Raw genomic sequence first — 20,001 nt, 5'->3', positions numbered from 1 at the left:
GCTCCACGTCGTGCGATCCGCCCCGTGCCAGGGTGCCGTCAGGACTTCTGAGGACCTTCTGAGAACGGGGCGTCGCTCGCGCACCGGATGTCCGAACTCGGCGGTTTCCACCGGCAGATGGAACCTGGTGTCCACCTCGCTGCCGTACGTTTGTCCGACCTGGGTTCACAGTTTCGTCGTACTGTAAGAATCATGAGCTCGATCCGGTCAGAGCACGACTACGCCTGGACGCCGACCGCGGCCCAGAGACACGGCCTGCCCGATACCGACCTCCTCGGGAGAGCGTGGCGGACGAGCCGGCCACTCGTCCGCGTTCCCACCGGACCGTCCTCCGCACGCTGCGTCGTCACGCTCGGCTCGCACGCCCCGGCGCCGGTGGACAAGATCGTCCGGCGTATCTGCGGCAGTTACGGGGAGACGGCGACGCTGCGTCGCTTCAGATGCCTCCCGCACGGCATCGGCGCCGAGTACTCCGTACTCCGGGGGCTGTTCGGGGAGCAGAGCGATGCCTGGGCACGGGCCCACCGGACGCCGTCCGAAGCACTCGCCCATGTACACGGGCTCGTCGAGCGGGCGCCTCTGGTGCTGGCCCTGGTCGATGCCCAGTGGTGCGACGCCGGTACGCTCCGCTGGATCGACCAGCTGATGCGCCGTCTGCCCGGTCGGCCGCTGACGGTCCTGCTGTCGTCGTCGCACCGCGCGCTCGGCGCCGCCGACGCGACATTCCACGAGATCACGACCCGGGACTACTGCACGGTCGCCGAGGTCGCCGACTTCCTGACGGCCGGGGCGGGCCAGGCGGCGAGCCCCGACTACGACGACCTCGTACGGCACGACCCGCACCTGCTGCACGTGGCGCGGGCCGCCGCCGTGCTGCGCAGCACCGACACCGACCTGGTCGGCGCCCTCACCCGTCTCCCCGCGCGGCTGGTCGGCAAGGCGCTGAAGGCCGCGCGGAGCACCGGGATGATTCCCGAGCCGATGCCGCCGATGGGGGTGTCGCACCCCGTCGACGCCCTGCTCGCCGAGCTGCCCGAGGCCGAGAGCGAGCGGATGCACGCACAGGCCGCCGCGATCCTCAACGACGCGGCCCGGCCGGTCGGGCAGGTGGCCGACCTCCTGCTGGCGCAGTCGACCCTGGACCGGCCCTGGATGGTCTCCCTCCTGAAGGAGGCCACCGCGTCCGTGTGGCCGAACAGCCCGGCGGACGCGGTGCGTTACCTGTCGCGGTTGCGTCGCCTCGACCCCGACGACGTGTCGACGCGCGTCGACCTCGCCACGGCGCTGCTCGACACCGACCCCCTCGCGGCGCTGGACCAGCTCGGCAGGCCGCTGCCGCGCACCGCGGGGCCGGCCGCCGAGGACCGCACGGTGGTACTGCTCGGACTCATCGCGCTGATGACGGGTGAACGCCCGGACACCCCGCACGCGTTGGACGAGATCCTCGGTGATCTGCGCACCGGGGTCGGCACCGGACCGCTCAGCGCCCGCTGCGCGCCCCGGGCACCCCGGCCGGGCGCCGTACGGACACACACCGGGCCGGCGGAACAGGCCGGGCCGCCGGTGGCCGACCACGCGCTCCGCGCAGGGCCGCGTCCCGCCACGCCGCCGGCCACCGCCGCGCCGGGGCGGCTCGCACTGGCCACCCGGGCACTGCGCGACGCACTGCGCGGCACCACGTTGCAGGACACGGTCGACGATGCCCACCAGGTGCTCCGCTGCGACCAGCCGCGCAGCGCCTGGGCGACGGTCGCCGCGGCGCGGGCCCTGAGCCTGGCCGACCACACGGCCTCCGCGCTCGACCATCTGGGCCGGGCCGTCGCCGAGAGCCGACACCGCGAAGAGGTGTGGGCGGAGTGCCATGCCCGTTCGGTACAGGGCTGGATCCTGCTCCGCACCGGCGAGTTGGCCGAAGCCGTGGCCCAGGCCCAGGCCGCGCTGCGGATCGCGGAGGCACACGGCTGGGAGACGCAGACGGCTCTCCCGCTGACCACTCTGGCGATGGCCATGCTGGCCAGGTCGGACACCGACGGTGCGGAGAGGACGCTGCGCAGACTCGACGGCAGGCGGACCGACGGCTCGGTCGGGGAACACCGCCGTCTGATGGCGGCGGCCCTGATCCAGCGCAGGCGTGGCCGGCCCGAGGAGGCACTGGAGCTGCTGAATGCCTGCGGAACGAGCCTGGAGTCGGCGGGTGTCGGCAATCCGGTGTTCACCACCTGGTGGGTGGCGAGCACCGATCTGCTCGTGCGGCTCGGCCGTGCGGACGAAGCCGCCGACCGGGCCGAACGGGGACGGCAGTTGGCGGAGCGGTGGCCCACCGGGCGCAGTATCGGCCTGAGCCTGCTCGCGTCGGGGATGGTCGCCACCGGGTCCGCCCGTGCGGAGCTGCTCGCCGAGAGCGTACGGACCCTGGCGACCAGCCCGGACCGGCCGTACCACGTGCTCGCCGAACTGCGCCTCGGCTGCGCCCTGCTCGAACTGGGCGACAAGAAGGCCGCGCGCGCCCATCTGCACGCGGCACGGACCCGGGCGACCCAGCACGGTCTGCTGGTCCTGGCCGGTCACGCCCGTGCCGCGCTGGCGACGGCAGGTGGCCGGGCACCGGCCGTGGGGCGCCTCTCCCAGGACGTCCTCACCGCCGCCGAACGGCCGGTGGCGGAGCTCGCGGCGACCGGCGCGACGAACCGCGAGATCGCCGACGCCCTCTGTCTGACGGTGCGCACCGTCGAGTACCACCTGACGAACGCCTACCGGAAGCTGGGTGTGACGGGCCGGACGGATCTCGCGGAGCGGCTCGATCCGGACAGCGCGCGGACACCGCCGAGAGCGCTCGGCGATCCGCGATGAGCCCGCAGCACCGGGCCCCCGGCCCGGCGGACCCGGACGGGGACCGGGTCCGGCTGGTGGAGAGGGCGGCGGAGTCGGCGGCCCTGCGGGAAGCCGTGCGGCAGGTGGCGGGCGGGGGGTCGGCCACCGTGGTCGTGCACGGCCCGCCGGGCACCGGCCGCAGCGCCCTGCTCACCGAGGCCGCGGAACTCGCCCGGGATGCCCGGCTCCAGGTCATCACGGTGAGGTGCGCACCCGCCGACCGCGCACGCCGGTACGGGATCGCCGGGGACGTCGTCACCGCGGTGCGAGGCGCCGGTGCGCGATCGGCCGGGGAACCGTCCGGGCCACAGCCACCGCTGGCACTCCTCGTCGACGACACCCAGTGGGCCGACCCGCACTCGCAGCGGTGGGCCCACGCGCTGACCCGTCGCCCGGTGGACCGCCCCCTGCTCCTGGTCCTCACCGGTCACGGCCCGGTGCTGCCGACGGTGCGCGCGGCGGCACGGTACGAGCTGGCGCTGCGCCCGCTGAGCCGCAACGGGGTGCGCACCCTGCTCATCGAGGCGTACGGCGAGCGTTCCTACCGCCCGCTCGTCCCGGCGGCCGTCGCCGCGACCGGCGGCAACCCCGCGGTGCTGCGGGCCACGCTCCACCGCTGTCCGGCCCCGGCCCCGGCGGCCGGTGAACTGGGCGCGGTGGCCGACCAGGTGGGCAGGGACCAGGTACGACGGGCGCTGGCCGCACTCCCCGCGCAGCTGATCGCGCTCCTGCGGGCGAGCGCGGTGGGGAGCGGTGACCTCTCCTTCCGGCAGGTGTACGAGATCGCCGAGGTCCCGTCGTCCTGCGAGCGGGCCCGCGCGGAGCTGGCACACACCGGGCTGCTGGACGATCCGGCCCGGCCCCGGCTGCGCGACCCGCTCATGGCCGACCGGATCCTCGGCCTGATGGACGGCGCCGAGCGGCGTGAGCTGTACGTCCGCGCGGTCCGGCTGGGGCGCCGCGACGGGGCACCGGCCCCGGTCCTCGGGCGGCTCGTGTCGCACACCCGGCTGACCGAGGCGTGGGTGCCCCGGATCCTGCACGCGGCGGGCGCACACGCCCGCCGGTCCGGTGACCCCGGAGGTGCGGTCGCGCTCCTCGAACGCGCCGTGGACCGCGGGGCCACCGGCGCACTGCGGGCCGAGGTGCTGCTGGAACTCGCCATGGCACAGACCTATGTGCGGCCGGAGGCCGCCGACCGCGGATTCCACCGGGTGCTTGCCGAGGTGACCGAGCCGGAACTGTCCGGGCCCCGGCTCATCGCAGCCGATGTCCTGGCGCTGCGCGGCGGTGGCCGGGCCGCGGCGTGCGCGCTCGCTTCGGCGGGCGGCCGGGACACGGTGCCGGAGGCCGAGCGGCGCACGCTGCTCGGCCTGCACGGTCTGTCGGCCGCCGAACAGCCCACGGCCGGGCAGGCGTTCGCGCCCACCGGTCCCGTCGCGCCCGGCGGTGCCCGCACGGAACCCGCCCCGCCGCCGACCGATCCGGCGCAGGCCGCTGCCGCCGCCTGGCGCCGCTGCGCCCTCGGGACCGAACCGCACGAAGCGCGCCGTCTCGCCGCGGTGGCGCTCACCCGGGCAGCCGTCGCCGCCGGGCCCCTGGCACCCGGACTGGCCGCGGTCCGGGTGATGGCGGTCGCCGAGGACATGGACGCCGCACGCGCCGGTCTCGACCTGATCGAGGCCGAGGCCAGGCGGCGCGGGGTACGCCCCGCTGTCGGTCTGGCCATGCTGACCCGCGCCGAACTCGCCCTGCGCTGCGGAGATCTGCCCCGTGCGCGGGCCCGGCTCGCCGAGACCGTGATCGAGGTGCCCGGCGCCCACTGGCACCCCAGGGAGTTGCCCCGGCTGACCGCGCTGGGGGTGCTCGTCGACCTGGAGTCGGGCCTCGTCGACCGCGCCGAGTCCGCTCTCGCGGCGCCGCTCCCCGACGGGCACGAGTACAGCCTCGGCTGGACCGAGCTGCTGTTCGCGAGGGGCCTGCTGGAACTGTGCACCGGCCGGACCTCCGAGGCCACGACCCATCTGCGCGAGTGCGGCCGGCTGCTGCTCAACGCGGGGTGCACCAACCCCGCCGTCATGCCCTGGCGCTCCCATCTGGCCCTGGCGCAGGCGGCCACCGACCCGGAATCCGCCACCCGGTTACTCGCCGACGAGCTGGCCACGGCGCGCGCCTGGGGGGCGTCGGGCACCGTCGGCGCGGTCTATCTCCGGACCGCTCTCGCGCTGCCGGGACCTGCGGCGGCCAGACATCTACGGAACGCCGTACGGGTGCTGGCTGGCTCCCCCGCCCGCGCCCGGTACGCCCAGGCGAAGGTGGAGCTGGCCGCGGTACTGCTGGACGACGGACAGCCGGCGAACGGCCGCCGCATGCTGCGCGAGGCGATGGAGACGCTACGGGTGGGCGGCGGGCGCCCGACGCCCCGCGCGGACGAGGTGGCCGCACGGTACGCGGCGCTCGCCCGCACCGCACAGGTCCGCCTGACGGCGGCGCAGCTCCGGGTCGCGCTGTTCGCCGCCGAAGGCTTGCCGAACAAGGCGATCGCCCAGGCCCTGTCCATCTCCCTGCGCGCGGTGGAGCTCCATCTGACCAACAGCTACCGGGCGTTGGGGATCAGCGGCCGGGCCGATCTGGCCGCCGCGCTGGGACTCGGCGACGGCGGCACCCCCACCGGATGAAGCCCCCGGGCCGGCTGAAGCCCCCGGGCGGGCCGGTCCTCAGCGGCCCGGTCAGCCCGTACGGTCCTCGCGCCGACCGGCTGCGACCCGGCCCGCGATGCCACGGAATCCCGCGTCGGCGCCGACCAGTCCTTCCCGCAGGGCCACGGCGACGGCCTGGGTACGGTTGGGGCAGTTCAGCTTCGACAGCACGATGGCCACCAGCCGCTTGGCGCTGTGTTCGGAGAACGCCAGCGCCTGCCCGATCTGTTTGTTGCTCCGCCCCTCGACGAGGAGTTCCAGCACGTGCTGCTCGCGCGCGGTCAGCAGTACGGCCGCCACACCGGCCATGGGGGTGACGTCGCCCTTGCGGGTCCGCTGCGCCGCCCGCGCCGTCGGCTCCATCACGAACCGTTCACCGCTCGCCAGCCGTTTGAGCGCGCAGCTCAGCCCGTCGGTGGTCAGGGCGTCCTGGTCCAGGATGCCGTCGCACGGCACGACGATCCCGGCAGCGGCCCGGTCCATCTCGGCCCCGGGCAGGACCAGCACCACCAGGATGCCGTTCTCACGGGCGACCGCGGCGAGTTCGGCGGTCCACGCGTCCTCGCCGTGGCCCGATCCGTTCACGGACCACAGGATCAGCACATGGCAGGAGAGGATGAGCAACTGGATGGCGTCCTCGCGCGCCTCCGCCGCGAACTCCTCGGGTTCGAACACCGCGTAGCCGTCGACGCCCACGGCCTGTTCGAGCATCTGGGCAAGGCCGGTCCGGACCACTTCACTCGTGGCAACGACGGCGGCCTTCAGTATTCCCGAGGCGTTCATGTCCTGCTCCCCCGCTCATCCCACTGCCCTCGCGGACCATGATCTTGCACAGTAGGCGATTTCCGGCCCCGAGATGAGGGGCACCCGTTATTCGCCCCGCCGTACACACGGAGTTCATGTACTGACAGAGCGTCAGGGGGCTGGTTCCCGGGGCCGGGAATGAGACGAGGTGTCAGTCGGTACCGGCGGAAGATCAGCCCCTGGCGCGTGCCTCGATGTAGTCCGCGGCGAGCGAGGGGCCATCGGTGGCGCGCAGGTCGTCGCTGAGCGAGCGGACCCGTGTACGTACCCCTTCGTCCGAAGCGAGGGTGGCCACGGCCGTGCGGAGCCGCTCGGCCGTGACCTCGGCGGGCGGCAGGTGCACGCCGAGGCCCAGCTCCGCCAGGCGCGAGGCGATGAGCCGCTGTTCGGGCATGTGGGGCAGTGCGACGACCGGCGTACCGAAGTACATCGACTCCATGACGCTGTTCATGCCCGCGTGGGACACGAACACGTCGGCCCGTTCCAGTACGGCGAGTTGAGGCACCCAGCGCATCAGCTGGATGTTGTCCGGTACCTCGCCGAGACCACCGAGGTCGAACTGCTCGCCCACCGACATGACCACGTGCCACGGCGTCCCGGTGAACGCCTCCACACAGGTGCGGACGAACGCGTCCTGGTGGTCGTAGCTGAAGCTGCCCATCGACACCAGGACCACCGGCCGGTCCGGCGCGGGCGGCTGCCACTCCGGCTCCGTGGCCCGGCTGCCGATGCACGTGCCGACGAACGCGAACCGGTCGTCGAAGGTCTCCTGGGCGGGCTGGAACCGGCGCGGCAGGAACACCAGGTTCGCTCCGTCCGCCGGGGCGTTGAACTCCTCCAGCGTCATGCCGTCGAGACCGTGTTCCGCCCAGAGCTGCCCCTGCTTCACGAAGAAGTCGATGATCGCCGGGTGGCTCCCGTCGATCTCGTCGGCGTACATCGCGCCGATCTGCTGGGTGAGTGAGTAGTGCTCGTTCGAGGCGAAGGTGGCGAACAGCTCGATCGCGGGCCGTTTCCACTTGCGGGCGAGCACGCGCCCCGCGGCGAAGGTGCTGACGTCGTAGAGCAGCACGTCCGGTACGTCCTCGGCGAACCCGGCCTCGTAGAGCGGCACGGTGGCGATGGCCTCGTCGATGGAGCGGACCGGCTCGTGCGCCAGATAGTCCGCGTCCACCGTGTCGGGCAGCTTGCGCGAGGCGAGCCACGACTCGTAGCGCAGTACGTCCGCACCCGCCCCGGCGGCCAGCGGCGCGAAGCGCTCGTTGGTCGCGAACGTCACCCGGTGACCGCGCCGCACGAGCTCGGCGACGATCGGAAGGGTGGTGTTGATGTGTCCGAATGCGGGAAACGGCAGAAACGCCACGTGGAGTTCCGACATGGCCGCAGCATGTCAGCACCCACCGCCCGCCGACCGGCCGCGCCGGTCAACTCTGGGGAAATCACCAGGCGGTTCGTGCACCCGCCGCCGCGGTTGCGGGAAACACCCGGACTCCGGCTCTTGTCCTGGATCCGGGTGCGGGCGTCGTGCTGGGTTGGGGGCCCACGGCCCCGGCCCCACCACCCCGGCCCCGACGGAGAGCGAGACGTTCCGTGACCCAATCAGCAGGGCACGCCGATGTGCGAGTGCCCGGCGGACACATGAGCCCCGGCCTGGAGGTCTTCTCCCGAGGGTGGCCCGACCAGGCACCCGACACGGTCTGCGGCTGGGGCTCCAGCGAGCCTCACACCCAGCTCGTCCGCAAGGAACTCGTGAACATCCTCGAAACGTACGAGGTGACCACGTTGAACGACGCCGGCTGCGGCGACCTCGCGTGGATGAGCACGCTCGACCTCGGAGGGGTCGACTACACCGGGTACGACGTCCACGAGCGGGACTCCTGGCCCGAGTTGCGGCGCCGCGGGTTCCGGCTCGAAGTCGTCGACATCACGGTGGACGAACCGCGCCCGGCCGACCTGCTGATCTGCCGGGACGTCTTCATCCATCTGCCGAACGACATGATCCTGGCCGCGCTCGAACGGTTCAGGAAGTCCTGCCGGCTGCTGCTCACCACCAGTTACACCAGCGATCCCGGCGTGGCGCGGGGCGAGTTCACCAATTCCGACCGGATGGACGCGCCGAGCCTGCTGCACGCGAAGCTCGACCTCGCGCTGCCGCCGTTCGGCCTGGGGACGCCGCTGGAGCGCATCCCCGAGGACTCGCCGAACAAGTACCTCGGCCTGTGGGACATGTCGGCCGCCCCGGCGGCAGGAGCCACCCGATGACCACACCAGCCACACCGACTACCCCGGCCACACCGCTGACGCTCGCCCACTCGCCGTGTCCCAACGACACCTTCGTCTTCCACGCGTGGACGTCGGGGCTGCTGCCGGGGGCGGTCCCGCCCGAGGTCACCCTCGCCGACATCGACGTCACCAACTCACTCGCCGAGAAAGGCGAGTTGGACGTGCTGAAGATCTCCTACGCGGCACTGCCCCGGGTGCTCGACCGGTATGCGCTGCTGCCCTGCGGCGGCGCACTCGGGCACGGCTGCGGGCCGCTGGTGCTCACCCGGGGAGTCCGCGACCCTGCGGACCTGGACGGCGGGACCGTCGCGATCCCCACGGAGCACTCCACCGCGTATCTGCTGTTCCGGCTGTGGGCCGAGCGGGCACTGCCCGGCGGCAGCGTACGGACCGTGGTGATGCCGTTCCACGAGATCATGCCGGCGGTCCGGGACGGCAGCGTGGACGCCGGACTGGTCATCCACGAGGCGCGGTTCACCTTCCACACGTACGGACTGCACCGCGTCGTCGACCTCGGCGAGGCGTGGGAGGCCCGCACCGGGCTGCCCATCCCGCTCGGGGCCATCGTGGCCCGCAGGGATCTGGGTGCGGAGCGTCTGGCCGGGATCGCCGACGCGATCCGTGGTTCGGTCCGGTACGCCTGGGCGGATCCGGGTGCGTCCCGGGAGTACGTGCGCGCCCATGCGCAGGAGATGGAGACCGAGGTGCTGGACCAGCACATCGGTCTCTACGTCAACGCGTACACCGAGGACCTCGGTGAGTCGGGCTACCAGGCGGTCCGCTCGCTGCTGGGCCTGGCCGCGAGGACGGGCGCGGTTCCGGCGCTCGCTCCGGGGGCACTCGATCTGCCCGCCGTACACGGGAGCGGTTCCGCCGGCGCGGTCTGAACGGACCGGTGGGCCACGCGGGCACCGGCCTGCACCTGGTGCCGTGGCTGCGTGGCCCACCGGATCCGCCCGGCCGCCGGTCTGTTCCCATCGGCGGCCCGTTCCCACCGGCGGTCCGTTCCCACCGGCGGCCGGGCTCAGTTCGGGCCGGACATGAGCGACTCCAGCCGGTCGGCGACGCCGGGCGCTCCCGGCGCCGTCCGCACGGAACGGCTCATCTCCCGAGCGCGCCGCCCGGCGTCCGGATCGGCGGCCACCTCCTCGACGGCGGCCCGCAGCCCGTCGGCGTCGAGATCACCGGGGTGGAGCCACTGCCCCATGCCCAGGTCCCTCACCTGACGGGCAGTGGCGTGCTGGTCCCACTGCTGCGGCACCACCACGACGGGGACGCCCTGGTGGGCCGCCTCCATCAGGCTTCCGACACCGCCCTGGCAGACGAACACGGTGGCGTGTTCGAGCACCGCGAGATGCGGGATCCACTGATGTGCCTCGACGTTGGGCGGCAGCATCCCCAGCTCCGCCGGGTCCACTCCCCCGCCGAGCGTCATCACCACGTGCCAGGGCGTGTCCGCGAACGCCTTCGCGCACGTCCGGAAGAAGTCCGGGTGCTGGTTGGCGGTGGTACCGAGCGAGACCAGCAGCAGCGGTCCGGTGCCCGCCGGAGGTGTCCACCGCCCGCTGAAGTCCGACGCGCGCAGGCAGGGTCCGGCAAAGAGGTACTCGTCGCCGAAGGTGTCGCCCCGCATCTGGAACTCACGGGTGACGAAGGAGATGTCGAGCACCGCGTCGTCGCCGCTGGCCGGTCCGGTGGAGAGCAGGTCGCCCACCCCGGCCGCCGTGATACGGGCGGCGAGTTCGCCCCCCAGCTCGGCCAGCCGCGGGTCGCCCGGATCGGGCGGGGTGTGCGTGGGATCGGCCTCGGTGCCGTTCTGCGGCACGTGACTGTTGGTGCCGAACCCCGCGTACGTCCGTACGGTCGGCACACCGTACTTCCGGCTCAGCACGGCGGCCGTGTCGGAGGCGAGCGCGTCGTGCACGATCAGGTCGGGCGGATCGTCGGCCACGCTGCCCAGCGCGGTCTCCAGGGGCGCGAAGCTCTCGCGCAGGAACGCGACCATCATGGTCGTCGCGGTCTCCTCCCCGCTCAGGGAGGCGGGGAACACCGAGGAGTACGGAACGACCCGCGCACCGGTCTCGGCGACCCGGTCGGCGAGCCGGTCGGCCACGACGTAGGTGACGCGGTGTCCGCGCCGGATCAGCTCCTCGACCATGCCGAGGGAGGCCTTGAGGTGGCTGTACGCGGGGAAGCCGAACCAGAGGATGTGCCGGGACACGGGCGCTTCGGACACCGTCACTTCGGACCTCGGCACTTCGGACAGGGGCACTTCAGGCAGGGCCGCTTCAGGCAGGGGCGCCGTGGACCGCGGCTCGCTAGGCAGGGACATGAGCGCTCCTCGCGTCGTGGACCGCCGACGGCCCGGCCGGGTCCGCGGCGCCCGCCCGGCGGACCACCGATTCGAGCAGCGTCGCCTGGCGCACGGCGTCCGTGCCGTGCCGCCGGTGCCCCGACGGGTCGGCGCAGGCCTCGGCGAAGGTGGTGACCGCGCCGAGGAACTGGTCGGCGGCGGGCAGCACACGCTCCTCCCTGGAGTCCGCGCGGTGCAGCCGGATCACCGGCCGCGTCGTGGGGGGCGGGGTGAAGGCCCAGTCCACCTCGATCCGGCCCTCGCTGCCCCACACCGCGTACGTGTTGCGGTAGGCGTGGGTCAGCCCGAAGTCGCACTGGGCGGTGAGCCCGGCGCTGTCGGCCAGCAGCACCGAGCCGGAGACGTCGACCCCGCTGTCCGGGTCGTACCGCAGTCGCGCGCCCAGCACACCGATGCCGTCGCCGAGGTGGAGCTGGGCGAGCCGGACGGGGTAGCAGCCGGTCTCCCGCAGCGCGCCGCCCGCGAGTTCACGGCTGTACCTGATGAGTCCGGAGTCGGCCCGCGGGATTCCGAACGAGGCGCTGACCACCTGGGGTTCCCCGATGACGCCGTCGGCGATCAGTTCGCGCACCCGGTCGTGCTGGGGGTGCCCGAGGAAGGCGAAGTTCTCCATGAACGCGAGCCCCGCGGTCTCCGCCGTCCGCACCAGTGCGGTGGCCGCTGCCGCACTGGTGGTCAGCGACTTCTCCACCAGGACGTGCTTACCGGCGCGCAGGGCGGCCTCGGCCCACTCCTCGTGCAGGGCGTTCGGCAGCGGAATGTAGACGGCAGCCACGTCCTCACGCGCGAGCAGCCGCTCGTACCCGGTCACGGCCTCGCAGTCGAAGGCGTCGGCGAAGGCCCGCGCCTTCTCCGGGGTGCGGCTCGCGACGGCCTCCAGCCGCAGCCCGGCGCAGCGTCGGATGGCCGGTACGGTGCGCCGCCAGGCGATGTCGGCGGCGCCGAGCACCGCGATGCCGACAGGCTCGATGTCAGACATGTCCCCCCACGGGGTTTCGGTGGCCGACCGGGCCAGGCTTCGGCCGGACCGTTCCCCGGCCGGACCACGCCTCTGGCCGGCGTGATGTGCGGCCCATCCTGGACCGCCGTGGTCACCGTGGCACCGGCCGTGCCCGGAGTCTGCGACTTTCCCCAGAGTGCGGCACCGGGCACGGCGTCCGCCCAGGTCATCGGGGGTCGCGACACTAGGGTTCGGCTCACCCCCGGGCCCGCGGCGGCCGGCCCGGGGACCAGCCACCGGAGGTCTCCCGTGCGCGTGCTGTTCTCCGTGTCGTCCTGGCCCACCCACTACGCCGCGGCCGTACCGCTGGGCTGGGCCCTGCAGGCGGGCGGGCACGAGGTGCGGGTGCTGTGCCCGCCCTCGCAGTCCGCGCCGGTCACCCGGGCAGGTCTGCTGCCGGTGCCGGTGCTCGACGGCATGGACGTGGCGGTGCACAACCGGATGAGTTACGTACGGGAGGCGCTGCGCGGCGAGTGGGCGTACCCCTGGCTGCCCCTCCACCCGCTGACCGGTGCCCCGATGTCGGCGCTCGGTGACTTCGACCTCGCGGAGTACCGGCGGTCCGTCGAGCCGCAGTACGCGCGCCGCTCCGCCCACGGGCACGACGAGGCGGTCCGGTTCGCCCGGCGCTGGCGCCCCGATGCCGTGGTGCACGACCCGGTGAGTACCGAAGGGCTGCTCGCCGCACGGGTGTTGGGCATCCCGGCGGCGCTCGCCCTGTGGGGCCCGGTCGGCACGCACGAGGACCGCGGTCTCGACATCCTGCCGCAGGACCTCGGCCGTTCCTTCGAGCGGTACGGCTGTGCGCCCTTCGGCGCCGATGCGATCGAGTACGTCATCGACCCCTGTCCGTCCGCGCTCCGGCCGCCCGTGCGCGGTGAGCGGCTGCCGGTGCGCTTCGTCCCGTACAACGGCGGTGGGGTGGCTCCGGAGTGGCTGGGCGCGGCGGGCCGGACCCGGCCCCGGATCGCGGTGACCTGGTCCACCGCGCTCACCTCGATGTCCGGTCCGCGCTCCTACCTGCTGCCGCGGATCGTCGAGGCGCTCAGCGGTCTCGACGCCGAGCTGGTCCTCACCGCGACCAGGGACGACGTGGCGGCGCTCGGTGACGTACCGCCGGACGTCCGGGTGCTGGAGCGCTGTCCGCTGCGGCTGCTGCTCGACCACTGCGACCTGGTGGTGCACCACGGAGGCGCGGGCAGCACGATGACCGCGCTGGCCGCCGGGGTGCCGCAGCTGGCGATCACCTTCGCCACCGAGCAGACCCGCGTCGCGGAACGGCTGACCGGCGCCGGGGCCGGGCTCCGGCTGTCCGGGCATCCGGCGGACGCGGAGTCCATCCGTGCGGCGGCCGTGGAACTGCTCGGCGAGCCGCGCTACCTGAAGGCAGCGGCCGGGCTGCGCGAGGACAACCTCCGGCGACCGACACCCGTCGAACTCGCGGCCCGGATGGAGGAGTTGGCCCGCGGCTGACTCCCCGGCCGGACGGGGAGCGAGCAGGCGCCCGCCCGCCCGCCTCCCATCTGTTCAGCTCAGTGCGGCTTGGCGACGAACTCCCGGAGGGAGGCGACCATGTAGTCGACCATCTCGCCGGTGATCCCCGGGTACACACCGATCCAGAACGTCCGGTCGGTGATGATGTCGCTGTTGGTCAGCTCGCCACTGACCCGGTACGTCTCGTGGCGGTACGCGGGGTGCCGGGTGAGGTTGCCCGCGAACAGCAGCCGGGTGCCGATCCTGCGCGCCGTCAGGAAGTCCACCAGCTCCGGGCGGCTGAAGGGCGCGTCGTCGGTGAGGGTGATGACGAAGCCGAACCAGCTCGGGTCGCTGCCGGGGGTGGCCTCGGGCAGCAGCAGCCCCGGCACCCCGTCGAGGCCGTCGCGCAGCCGCTGCCAGTTGCGCTTGCGGGCCGCGACGAAATCGGGGAGCTTGGCGAGCTGTGTCAGACCGAGGGCCGCCTGGATGTCGGTGGCCTTCAGGTTGTAGCCGACGTGCGAGAAGATGTATTTGTGGTCGTACCCGTGCGGCAGGTCGCCCATCTGGTAGTTGAAGCGCTTGAGGCACTTGTTGTCCTCGCCCGGCTCGCACCAGCAGTCCCGTCCCCAGTCCCGCATCGACTCGGTGATCCGGGCCAGCTCCAGGGTGTTGGTGAGGACACAGCCGCCCTCACCGGTGGTGAGGTGGTGGGCCGGGTAGAAGCTCACGGTGGCGTAGTCACCGAAGGTGCCGGTGTTGCGGCCCTGGTACGTGGAGAGCACCGCGTCGCAGTTGTCCTCGATGAGGAACAGGTCGTGCTGCGCTGCCAGTTCGGCGACCTCGGCGACCGGGAAGGGGTTGCCCAGGGTGTGCGCCAGCATGATGACCTTGGTGCGCGGGGTGAGCGCCGCCTCGATCCGCTCGACCGTCGTGTTGTACGTCGCCAGGTCCACGTCCACGAAGACGGGCACCAGACCGCACTGGATGATCGGGTTGACCGTGGTGGGGAAGCCCGCCGCCACGGTGATCACCTCGTCGCCCGGCCGCAGTCTGCGGTCCTCCAGCTCCGGCACCGCCAGCGAGGAGAGCGCGAGGAGGTTGGCGGACGATCCCGAGTTGGTCAGGTGTGCCTTGCGGACACCGATGGTCCTGGCGAACTTCCGCTCGAAGAGCAGTGCCTGGGCACCGGACGCGATCCGCATCTCCAGGGCCTGTTCCACGAGCGCGGCACGGTCGTCCTCGTCGAGGACCGCACCCGACGGCAGGATCGGTGTGACCCCGGGAACGAACTCGCTCCCGGCCGAGGCCCGGTCACGGTGAAGCTTGCGGGTCTGCTCCAGTATGGACTGCACATCGGGGTCAGCCATGAATGCTCTCTCCGTCCACTGCGAGGGTCGTAAGGGGTACGCCGGGGCCGTCGGCGGGTGGGGCGACGCTGTCCCACAGGGCCCGCAGCGCGTCCGCCGGCGTCCGCGCCGGGGACCATCCCAGCTCCCGCAGCGCCAGGCCGACGTCGAGCGGCTGCTCTCCGGTCCCGGCGTCGCGGCGTACGGTCGGCGCCGGGGTGCGGACGACCGCGGCGGTCGAGCCCGCGATCCGGATCAGCGCGTCCACGGCGTCGGTCAGTGCGACTCCGACACCCGCGCCGATGTTGACGACCGGCGGGACCTCCGGCGCGTCCGCCGCGGCCAGTACGGCGTCGGCGACGTCCCGGACATCGATGAGGTCCCGCACCCCGTAGATCGGCGGAAGCTTCAACTCACCTGGTTGTTCAGCGAGTTGCAGGGCCAGCCCGCCGAGCAGGCTGTGCCGTGAGGCGTAGGGGCCGACCGAGACGGTGACCCGCAGGACGACGGCGTCGATACGGCCGTCCCGGACGGCGCCGGTGACGGTGCGGGTTCCGGCGAGTTTGGTCCTGGCGTACCCGCTGGCCGGGGCGCACGGGGCGGACTCCGACAGGGCGGTGTGCCCGGGGACGCTGCCGTACTCGTAGGACGAGCCGATGTGCACCAGCCTGACCGGTCCCGGCAGGGCCGCCACCGCCGACACCAGACGCCCGACCAGCGTCACATTGCCCTCGGTGAGTTCCTCGTCGGTGACGTCCCACAGGGCACCCGCGGCATTGACCACCAGGGTGGGCCGCAGGCGTACCAGCGCCTCGGTGAGCGTGGCGGCGTCCGCCCGTACGGCGTCGATCCGGAGCGTTCCGCAGCCGGGGGGCGCCGCGGCGGCCCGGCGCACCACGGCGGTCACCGCCCAGCCCGCGGCCCGCAGCACCGTACAGACATGGCGGCCGACGAATCCGGCGCCACCGAGCACGACGGCGACGGGCGGCGCCGGGCCGTCGTTCCCCACTGCGCGCATGGGCAGCCTCTCTGGCTCGCTGGACACTCGGACCCCTCACTGGACAACCGGGGCTCGCGGACCCCGGGGCCCGTCGCTCACTATTCACACGGATCGCCTTCCCGGGCACCCGCGTCCCCCCTTGCCGGACCGAACTCTGGGTGTTTCCCCCGACTCCGCGGGCCACCGCCCCCGCCGGCCGGGGAGCGGACGAACCTGGACCCGCACCGGATCACCCGTCCACCCAGGAGTCCACCGTGCGCGTGCTGTTCGCGACCATCCCCGAGAAGTCCCATCTCTTCTGTCTGACCCCGCTCGCCTGGGCCGCGCGGGCCGCCGGTCACGAGGTCCGTGTCGCCAGTACCGCGGAGTTCGTCGACGTCATCGCCCGTACCGGCATGACCGCGGTGGCGGTGGGCAGCAACGACGGCATCAGCGCGGCGATGAGCGCGAACCGCGAGACGCAGCAGTGGGACTCGGTCAACTGGAGTGAGCTCGATCCGCCGAACCCCACCTACCAGGAGGAGTTCGACCGCGCCCAGCTCGGGGCGTACGGGTGCGCGATGTACAACGAGCCGATGATCGACGACCTGGTGGCGTTCGCCCGGGACTGGCGGCCCGATCTCGTCGTCTGGGATCCGCTGACCTACGCGGGGCCGATCGCCGCGGGCGTGGCGGGTGCCGCGCACGTGCGGTCGCTGTGCTTCGCCGACGTGTGGGTGAAGAAGCGCCAGCTGTTCCTGAAGCTCGCCGCCGAGGCCCCGGCCGACGAACGGGCCAGGGACCCGCTGGGCGGCTGGCTCACCGAGCGCACGGAGCAGTTCGGAGGTACCTACTCCCCCGAGTCGACCACCGGTCAGCTGACCCTGGACCCGCTGCCCGACAGCCTCGCCATCGACACCGGGGTGGCGCGGGCCCCGGTGCGCTTCGTGCCGTACAACGGTCCCGCGGTGGTGCCCGCCTGGCTGCGGACGCCGCCGGAACGCCCCCGGATCTGTCTGAGTCTCGGCGCGTCGAACACCGAGCGCTACGGCGGTGACTACGTGTCGAAGTCCGACATCCTGGAGTCCCTGGCGGAGCTGGACGCCGAGGTGGTGGCCGCGCTGCTGCCCTCGCAGGTAAGGGAGTTGGGGGCGCTGCCGGCGAACGTCCGGGTGGTGGAGTCCGTGCCGCTGCACGCGCTGCTGCCGAGCTGTTCGGTGCTGATCCACCACGGCGGTTTCGGCAGCTACGCCAACGCGCTGGTCCACGGCGTCCCGCAGCTCACCGTCACCACCCCGGTGGCCGATCAGATCTACCGCGGGGCCGGTCTGGAGAGCCAGGGCGCGGGGCTGCTGCTCGAAAGCGCCAGCGCCACGGCGGGGCAGGTGCGGGAGAGGACCGCGCGGATCCTGTCCGACGCGGCCTTCCAGGAGAACTCCGACCGGCTGCGCGAGGAGGCGCTGGCGCGTCCGGCACCGGCCGATGTGATTCCGGTACTGGAGAAGCTGGTCGCCGAGCGCCGGACCGATCCCTGGACGGTCTGACGCGGCAGGCTCCGGCTGCCCCTGTCCCCGGGCCGGGTCAGGGATCGACCGGGCCCGGGATCACTGCTCCTGGGCCGGGACGACACCCGCCTCGTGCGCGATCAGTCCGGCCTGGGTGCGGTTCGCGCAGCTCAGCTTGTCGAGCATCCGTGACACATAGCCCTTGATCGTCGCCTCGGAGAGGTGGAGCCGGGCCGCGATCCGCGCGTTGGACAGACCCTCGCCGAGGCAGGCGAGCACCTCGGTCTCCCGCTCGGTCAGCGTCGCGACGAGCTGCCGGGCCCGGTCCCGCGCGGACGAGGTGTCCGTCGACGCGGCGACCAGCCTGCGGGCCGCCACCGCGGACAGCACGGTGTGGCCCTCGGCGGCCACCCGTACCAGTCCTATCAGGTCCTCCGGCGGGGTGGACTTGACCAGGAAGCCCGCCGCACCGGCCCGCAGCGCGCGCATCACGTACTGGTCGGCGTCGAACGTCGTCAGCACCACGATGGGCGGCGGGTCGGGGAGCCGGCCGATGCGTTCGATCGCGGTGAGCCCGTCGACGCCCGGCATCCGCAGGTCCATCAGTACGACGTCCGGCCTGCTGCGTACCACCGCGTCGACACCGGCCGCCCCGTCGTGCGCCTCGTCGACGACTTCGATGTCGGGGGCGGAGCCGAGGATCGTGCGCAGGAACACGCAGACCATCGGCTCGTCGTCCACCACCACTACCCGGATCATGACTCACACCGCCGATTCCGCAGTAGGTACGTAGGCGGGCAGGGTCGCCGCGAGGCAGAACCCGCCGTCCGGCGCGGGTCCGGCGCGCAGGGTGCCGTGGACCAGTTCGATGCGCTGCCTGAGGTTGACGATGCCGAGGCCGGACCCGGTCTCGACCAGGGCGCTGCTGGGTCTGCCGGTGGGGGGCGTGTTGTGGATCGTGACCCGCAACTGGGCCTCCTCGTACTCGACGCGCACGGTGACCCGCGCGCCGGGCGCGTGTTTGCGTACGTTGGTCAGCGCCTCCCGCACGATGCGGTACGCGGTACGGCCGACGACCGGCGAGGCGAGCGACCGGTCGCCCTCCTCGACCAGTTCGGTGGGTATGCCGACCGCGGCCGACTCGGCGATGAGCGTGGTGAATCCGTCCGCCGACGGTGTGGTGTCCTCCTCCGGGGCGGTGCGCAGAATGCCCACCAGGTCCCGGAGTTCGTCCAGTGCCTGGCAGCCCGCGGCGCGCAGTTCCTCCGCGGCCCGCCGGGTCGCTTCGTCGCGCGCCGTCATCTGCAGTGCACCGGCCTGGAGCACCATCAGACTCACCCGGTGGGTGACCACGTCGTGCATCTCCCCCGCCAGCCGGGCCCGTTCCTCGTCGCGGGCCTGCTCGGCGAGCAGATGGTGTTCCCGCTCGGCCCGCTCGGCCCGCTCGGTCAGCGCGAGCACCAGGCGGCGTCGGGCGTCCAGGTACAGGCCGAGCAGCGGCCCGGACACGGTGCGGAGCAGGCCGATCGTGATGATGGTGGCCGTGGGCTGCCAGACCCGCGCGACGATGAGCGTGAACCCGGTCAGAGCGACGAACGCGGTCCGGCGGCTCGTCCCGTAGAACAGCGGCCCGGTGGCGGCGAGCGCCGTCGCGTAGGGCGCCCACACGTTGCCGGGGCGGGCCGGGGTCAGCGCGTGCGCCGGGGAGATCAGCAGCGTCACGGCCAGGGTGAACGCGCCGAGCACGGCGACGACCGTCAGCGGGGCGCGGCGGCGCAGGACGAGTGAGCCGCAGGCGAGGGCCTGCACCCCCAGTAACACCTCGGCGAGCGGCCCCGGGTGGTCCGGCCACCAGGTCGCGCCGGCGAGCGTGGCCCCGGTGTCGAGCAGTACGAAGAAGACCGCGATCACCACGTCCACGGCGACCCGGTGCCGACGGTGCCAGCGCTCTTCTCTCACGCGGCACACGTTATGCCACGCGCGGGTCCGCGGGGTGTGCCTCCGCCGACAAGCAGACCCCCGGCCGGGGCGCAACCTACGAAAGTCGCATCCCGCCCCGTACGACCGGACGTTCGTCTCCTTCACGACCGACCGGCGGCCCTGCTGTTCGCCGTCCGGACGCCGTGTAATGGGTGCATGGAAACGAACCGGGGCAACGGGGCCGCGACTCCCCAGCTGGGCCGCTACGACATCGACACCAGCAGTTCGGTCATCAAGTTCAGGACCAAGCACATGTTCGGTCTCGGCTCGGTGCTCGGCACCTTCGCGATCCGCGGCGGGACGGTCGATGTCGCCGAACCGCTCGGGGAGTCGAGCGTCCGCGTCGAGATCGACACGGCCAGCTTCGAGACGGGGACCGAGAAGCGGGACTCGACCGTACGGTCGAAGACCTTCCTCGACACCGGCCGCTATCCGACGATGACCTTCGTCTCCGAGAGCGTCGACGCCACCGGCATCACCGGGCAGCTGACCGTGCGCGAGGTGACCAGGCCGGTCACCCTGGCGATCCAGGAGTCGCGGACCGCCCCCGGTGCGTTCAGCGCCGTGGCCACGACGCGGATCGACCGGCTGGAGTTCGGGGTGACCGGGTCCCGCGGGATGACCGGGCGCTACCTCGATCTGACGCTGGAGATCCAGTGCACACGCACCTGAGACCGTCGCACG

General features: G+C 72.9%; 15 protein-coding genes. 7 read left to right on the top strand and 8 right to left on the bottom strand.

Going from position 1 to position 20,001, the window contains the following annotated elements; all coding sequences use genetic code 11:
- Window positions 1–192 precede the first annotated feature (192 nt).
- Together OG709_RS28525 and OG709_RS28520 are read left to right on the top strand one after the other, a co-directional pair.
- Entirely contained in the window at window positions 193–2,850 is a 2,658-nt protein-coding gene (locus OG709_RS28525) for a helix-turn-helix transcriptional regulator (RefSeq protein ID WP_329168088.1), read from the top strand.
- Window positions 2,847–5,549, top strand: coding sequence for an AAA family ATPase (locus tag OG709_RS28520; RefSeq protein WP_250305721.1), 2,703 nt, complete (start codon window positions 2,847–2,849; stop codon window positions 5,547–5,549). Before OG709_RS28525 ends, OG709_RS28520 begins: the two co-directional genes overlap by 4 nt.
- A gap of 51 nt (window positions 5,550–5,600) precedes the next feature.
- Here the strand turns inward: OG709_RS28520 and OG709_RS28515 are convergent, their stop codons facing one another.
- Window positions 5,601–6,353: a response regulator transcription factor gene (locus tag OG709_RS28515; protein ID WP_329168085.1), complete on the bottom strand. Its 753-nt coding sequence runs from the start codon at window positions 6,351–6,353 to the stop codon at window positions 5,601–5,603.
- Window positions 6,354–6,546: 193 nt separating this feature from the next.
- Window positions 6,547–7,752, bottom strand: coding sequence for a macrolide family glycosyltransferase (locus OG709_RS28510; protein ID WP_250305723.1), 1,206 nt, complete (start codon window positions 7,750–7,752; stop codon window positions 6,547–6,549).
- A gap of 212 nt (window positions 7,753–7,964) precedes the next feature.
- On the opposite strand from OG709_RS28510, the gene OG709_RS28505 reads away from it, so the two are divergent.
- Window positions 7,965–8,636 carry a class I SAM-dependent methyltransferase gene (locus tag OG709_RS28505; RefSeq protein WP_250305724.1) on the top strand — a complete coding sequence of 224 codons (672 nt, stop codon included), beginning with the start codon at window positions 7,965–7,967 and terminating at the stop codon, window positions 8,634–8,636.
- A complete protein-coding gene (locus OG709_RS28500; RefSeq protein ID WP_250305725.1) occupies window positions 8,633–9,544 on the top strand; it encodes a 1,4-dihydroxy-6-naphthoate synthase in 912 nt (303 codons plus the stop codon). The genes OG709_RS28505 and OG709_RS28500 overlap by 4 nt, the downstream gene beginning before the upstream one ends.
- A gap of 137 nt (window positions 9,545–9,681) precedes the next feature.
- On the opposite strand, the gene OG709_RS28495 is transcribed toward OG709_RS28500, so the two are convergent.
- A complete protein-coding gene (locus tag OG709_RS28495; RefSeq protein WP_329168083.1) occupies window positions 9,682–10,989 on the bottom strand; it encodes a macrolide family glycosyltransferase in 1,308 nt (435 codons plus the stop codon).
- On the bottom strand, window positions 10,976–12,010 hold the full coding sequence (locus tag OG709_RS28490) for a Gfo/Idh/MocA family protein (RefSeq protein ID WP_329168082.1): 1,035 nt from the start codon (window positions 12,008–12,010) through the stop codon (window positions 10,976–10,978). The genes OG709_RS28495 and OG709_RS28490 overlap by 14 nt, the downstream gene beginning before the upstream one ends.
- Window positions 12,011–12,280: 270 nt before the next feature.
- Between OG709_RS28490 and OG709_RS28485 the strand changes: the two genes are divergently transcribed.
- The gene (locus OG709_RS28485) at window positions 12,281–13,504 is read left to right on the top strand and encodes a nucleotide disphospho-sugar-binding domain-containing protein (protein WP_329168081.1); all 1,224 of its coding nucleotides are present in this window, start codon (window positions 12,281–12,283) and stop codon (window positions 13,502–13,504) included.
- A gap of 59 nt (window positions 13,505–13,563) precedes the next feature.
- Here the strand turns inward: OG709_RS28485 and rfbH are convergent, their stop codons facing one another.
- The gene (rfbH, locus tag OG709_RS28480) at window positions 13,564–14,874 is read right to left on the bottom strand and encodes a lipopolysaccharide biosynthesis protein RfbH (RefSeq protein WP_250305729.1); all 1,311 of its coding nucleotides are present in this window, start codon (window positions 14,872–14,874) and stop codon (window positions 13,564–13,566) included.
- Window positions 14,867–15,871 carry an NAD-dependent epimerase/dehydratase family protein gene (locus OG709_RS28475; RefSeq protein WP_329168080.1) on the bottom strand — a complete coding sequence of 335 codons (1,005 nt, stop codon included), beginning with the start codon at window positions 15,869–15,871 and terminating at the stop codon, window positions 14,867–14,869. Before OG709_RS28475 ends, rfbH begins: the two co-directional genes overlap by 8 nt.
- A gap of 236 nt (window positions 15,872–16,107) precedes the next feature.
- Between OG709_RS28475 and OG709_RS28470 the strand changes: the two genes are divergently transcribed.
- Window positions 16,108–17,376, top strand: coding sequence for an activator-dependent family glycosyltransferase (locus tag OG709_RS28470; RefSeq protein WP_250305731.1), 1,269 nt, complete (start codon window positions 16,108–16,110; stop codon window positions 17,374–17,376).
- A gap of 60 nt (window positions 17,377–17,436) precedes the next feature.
- Here the strand turns inward: OG709_RS28470 and OG709_RS28465 are convergent, their stop codons facing one another.
- Both OG709_RS28465 and OG709_RS28460 read right to left on the bottom strand, forming a co-directional pair.
- A complete protein-coding gene (locus OG709_RS28465) occupies window positions 17,437–18,096 on the bottom strand; it encodes a response regulator transcription factor (protein WP_250305732.1) in 660 nt (219 codons plus the stop codon).
- 3 nt (window positions 18,097–18,099) lie between these two features.
- The gene (locus OG709_RS28460; RefSeq protein WP_266640307.1) at window positions 18,100–19,296 is read right to left on the bottom strand and encodes a sensor histidine kinase; all 1,197 of its coding nucleotides are present in this window, start codon (window positions 19,294–19,296) and stop codon (window positions 18,100–18,102) included.
- Between the two features lie 177 nt (window positions 19,297–19,473).
- On the opposite strand from OG709_RS28460, the gene OG709_RS28455 reads away from it, so the two are divergent.
- Window positions 19,474–19,989 carry a YceI family protein gene (locus OG709_RS28455; protein WP_266640309.1) on the top strand — a complete coding sequence of 172 codons (516 nt, stop codon included), beginning with the start codon at window positions 19,474–19,476 and terminating at the stop codon, window positions 19,987–19,989.
- The last annotated feature ends 12 nt before the right edge of the window (window positions 19,990–20,001 follow it).

The organism is Streptomyces sp. NBC_01267 (genome assembly GCF_036241575.1).
In the GTDB taxonomy this organism is placed as follows: Bacteria; Actinomycetota; Actinomycetes; order Streptomycetales; family Streptomycetaceae; genus Streptomyces.
Note: the sequence above shows the minus strand (reverse complement) of the source record. Positions and strands in the feature narration are given on the sequence as shown.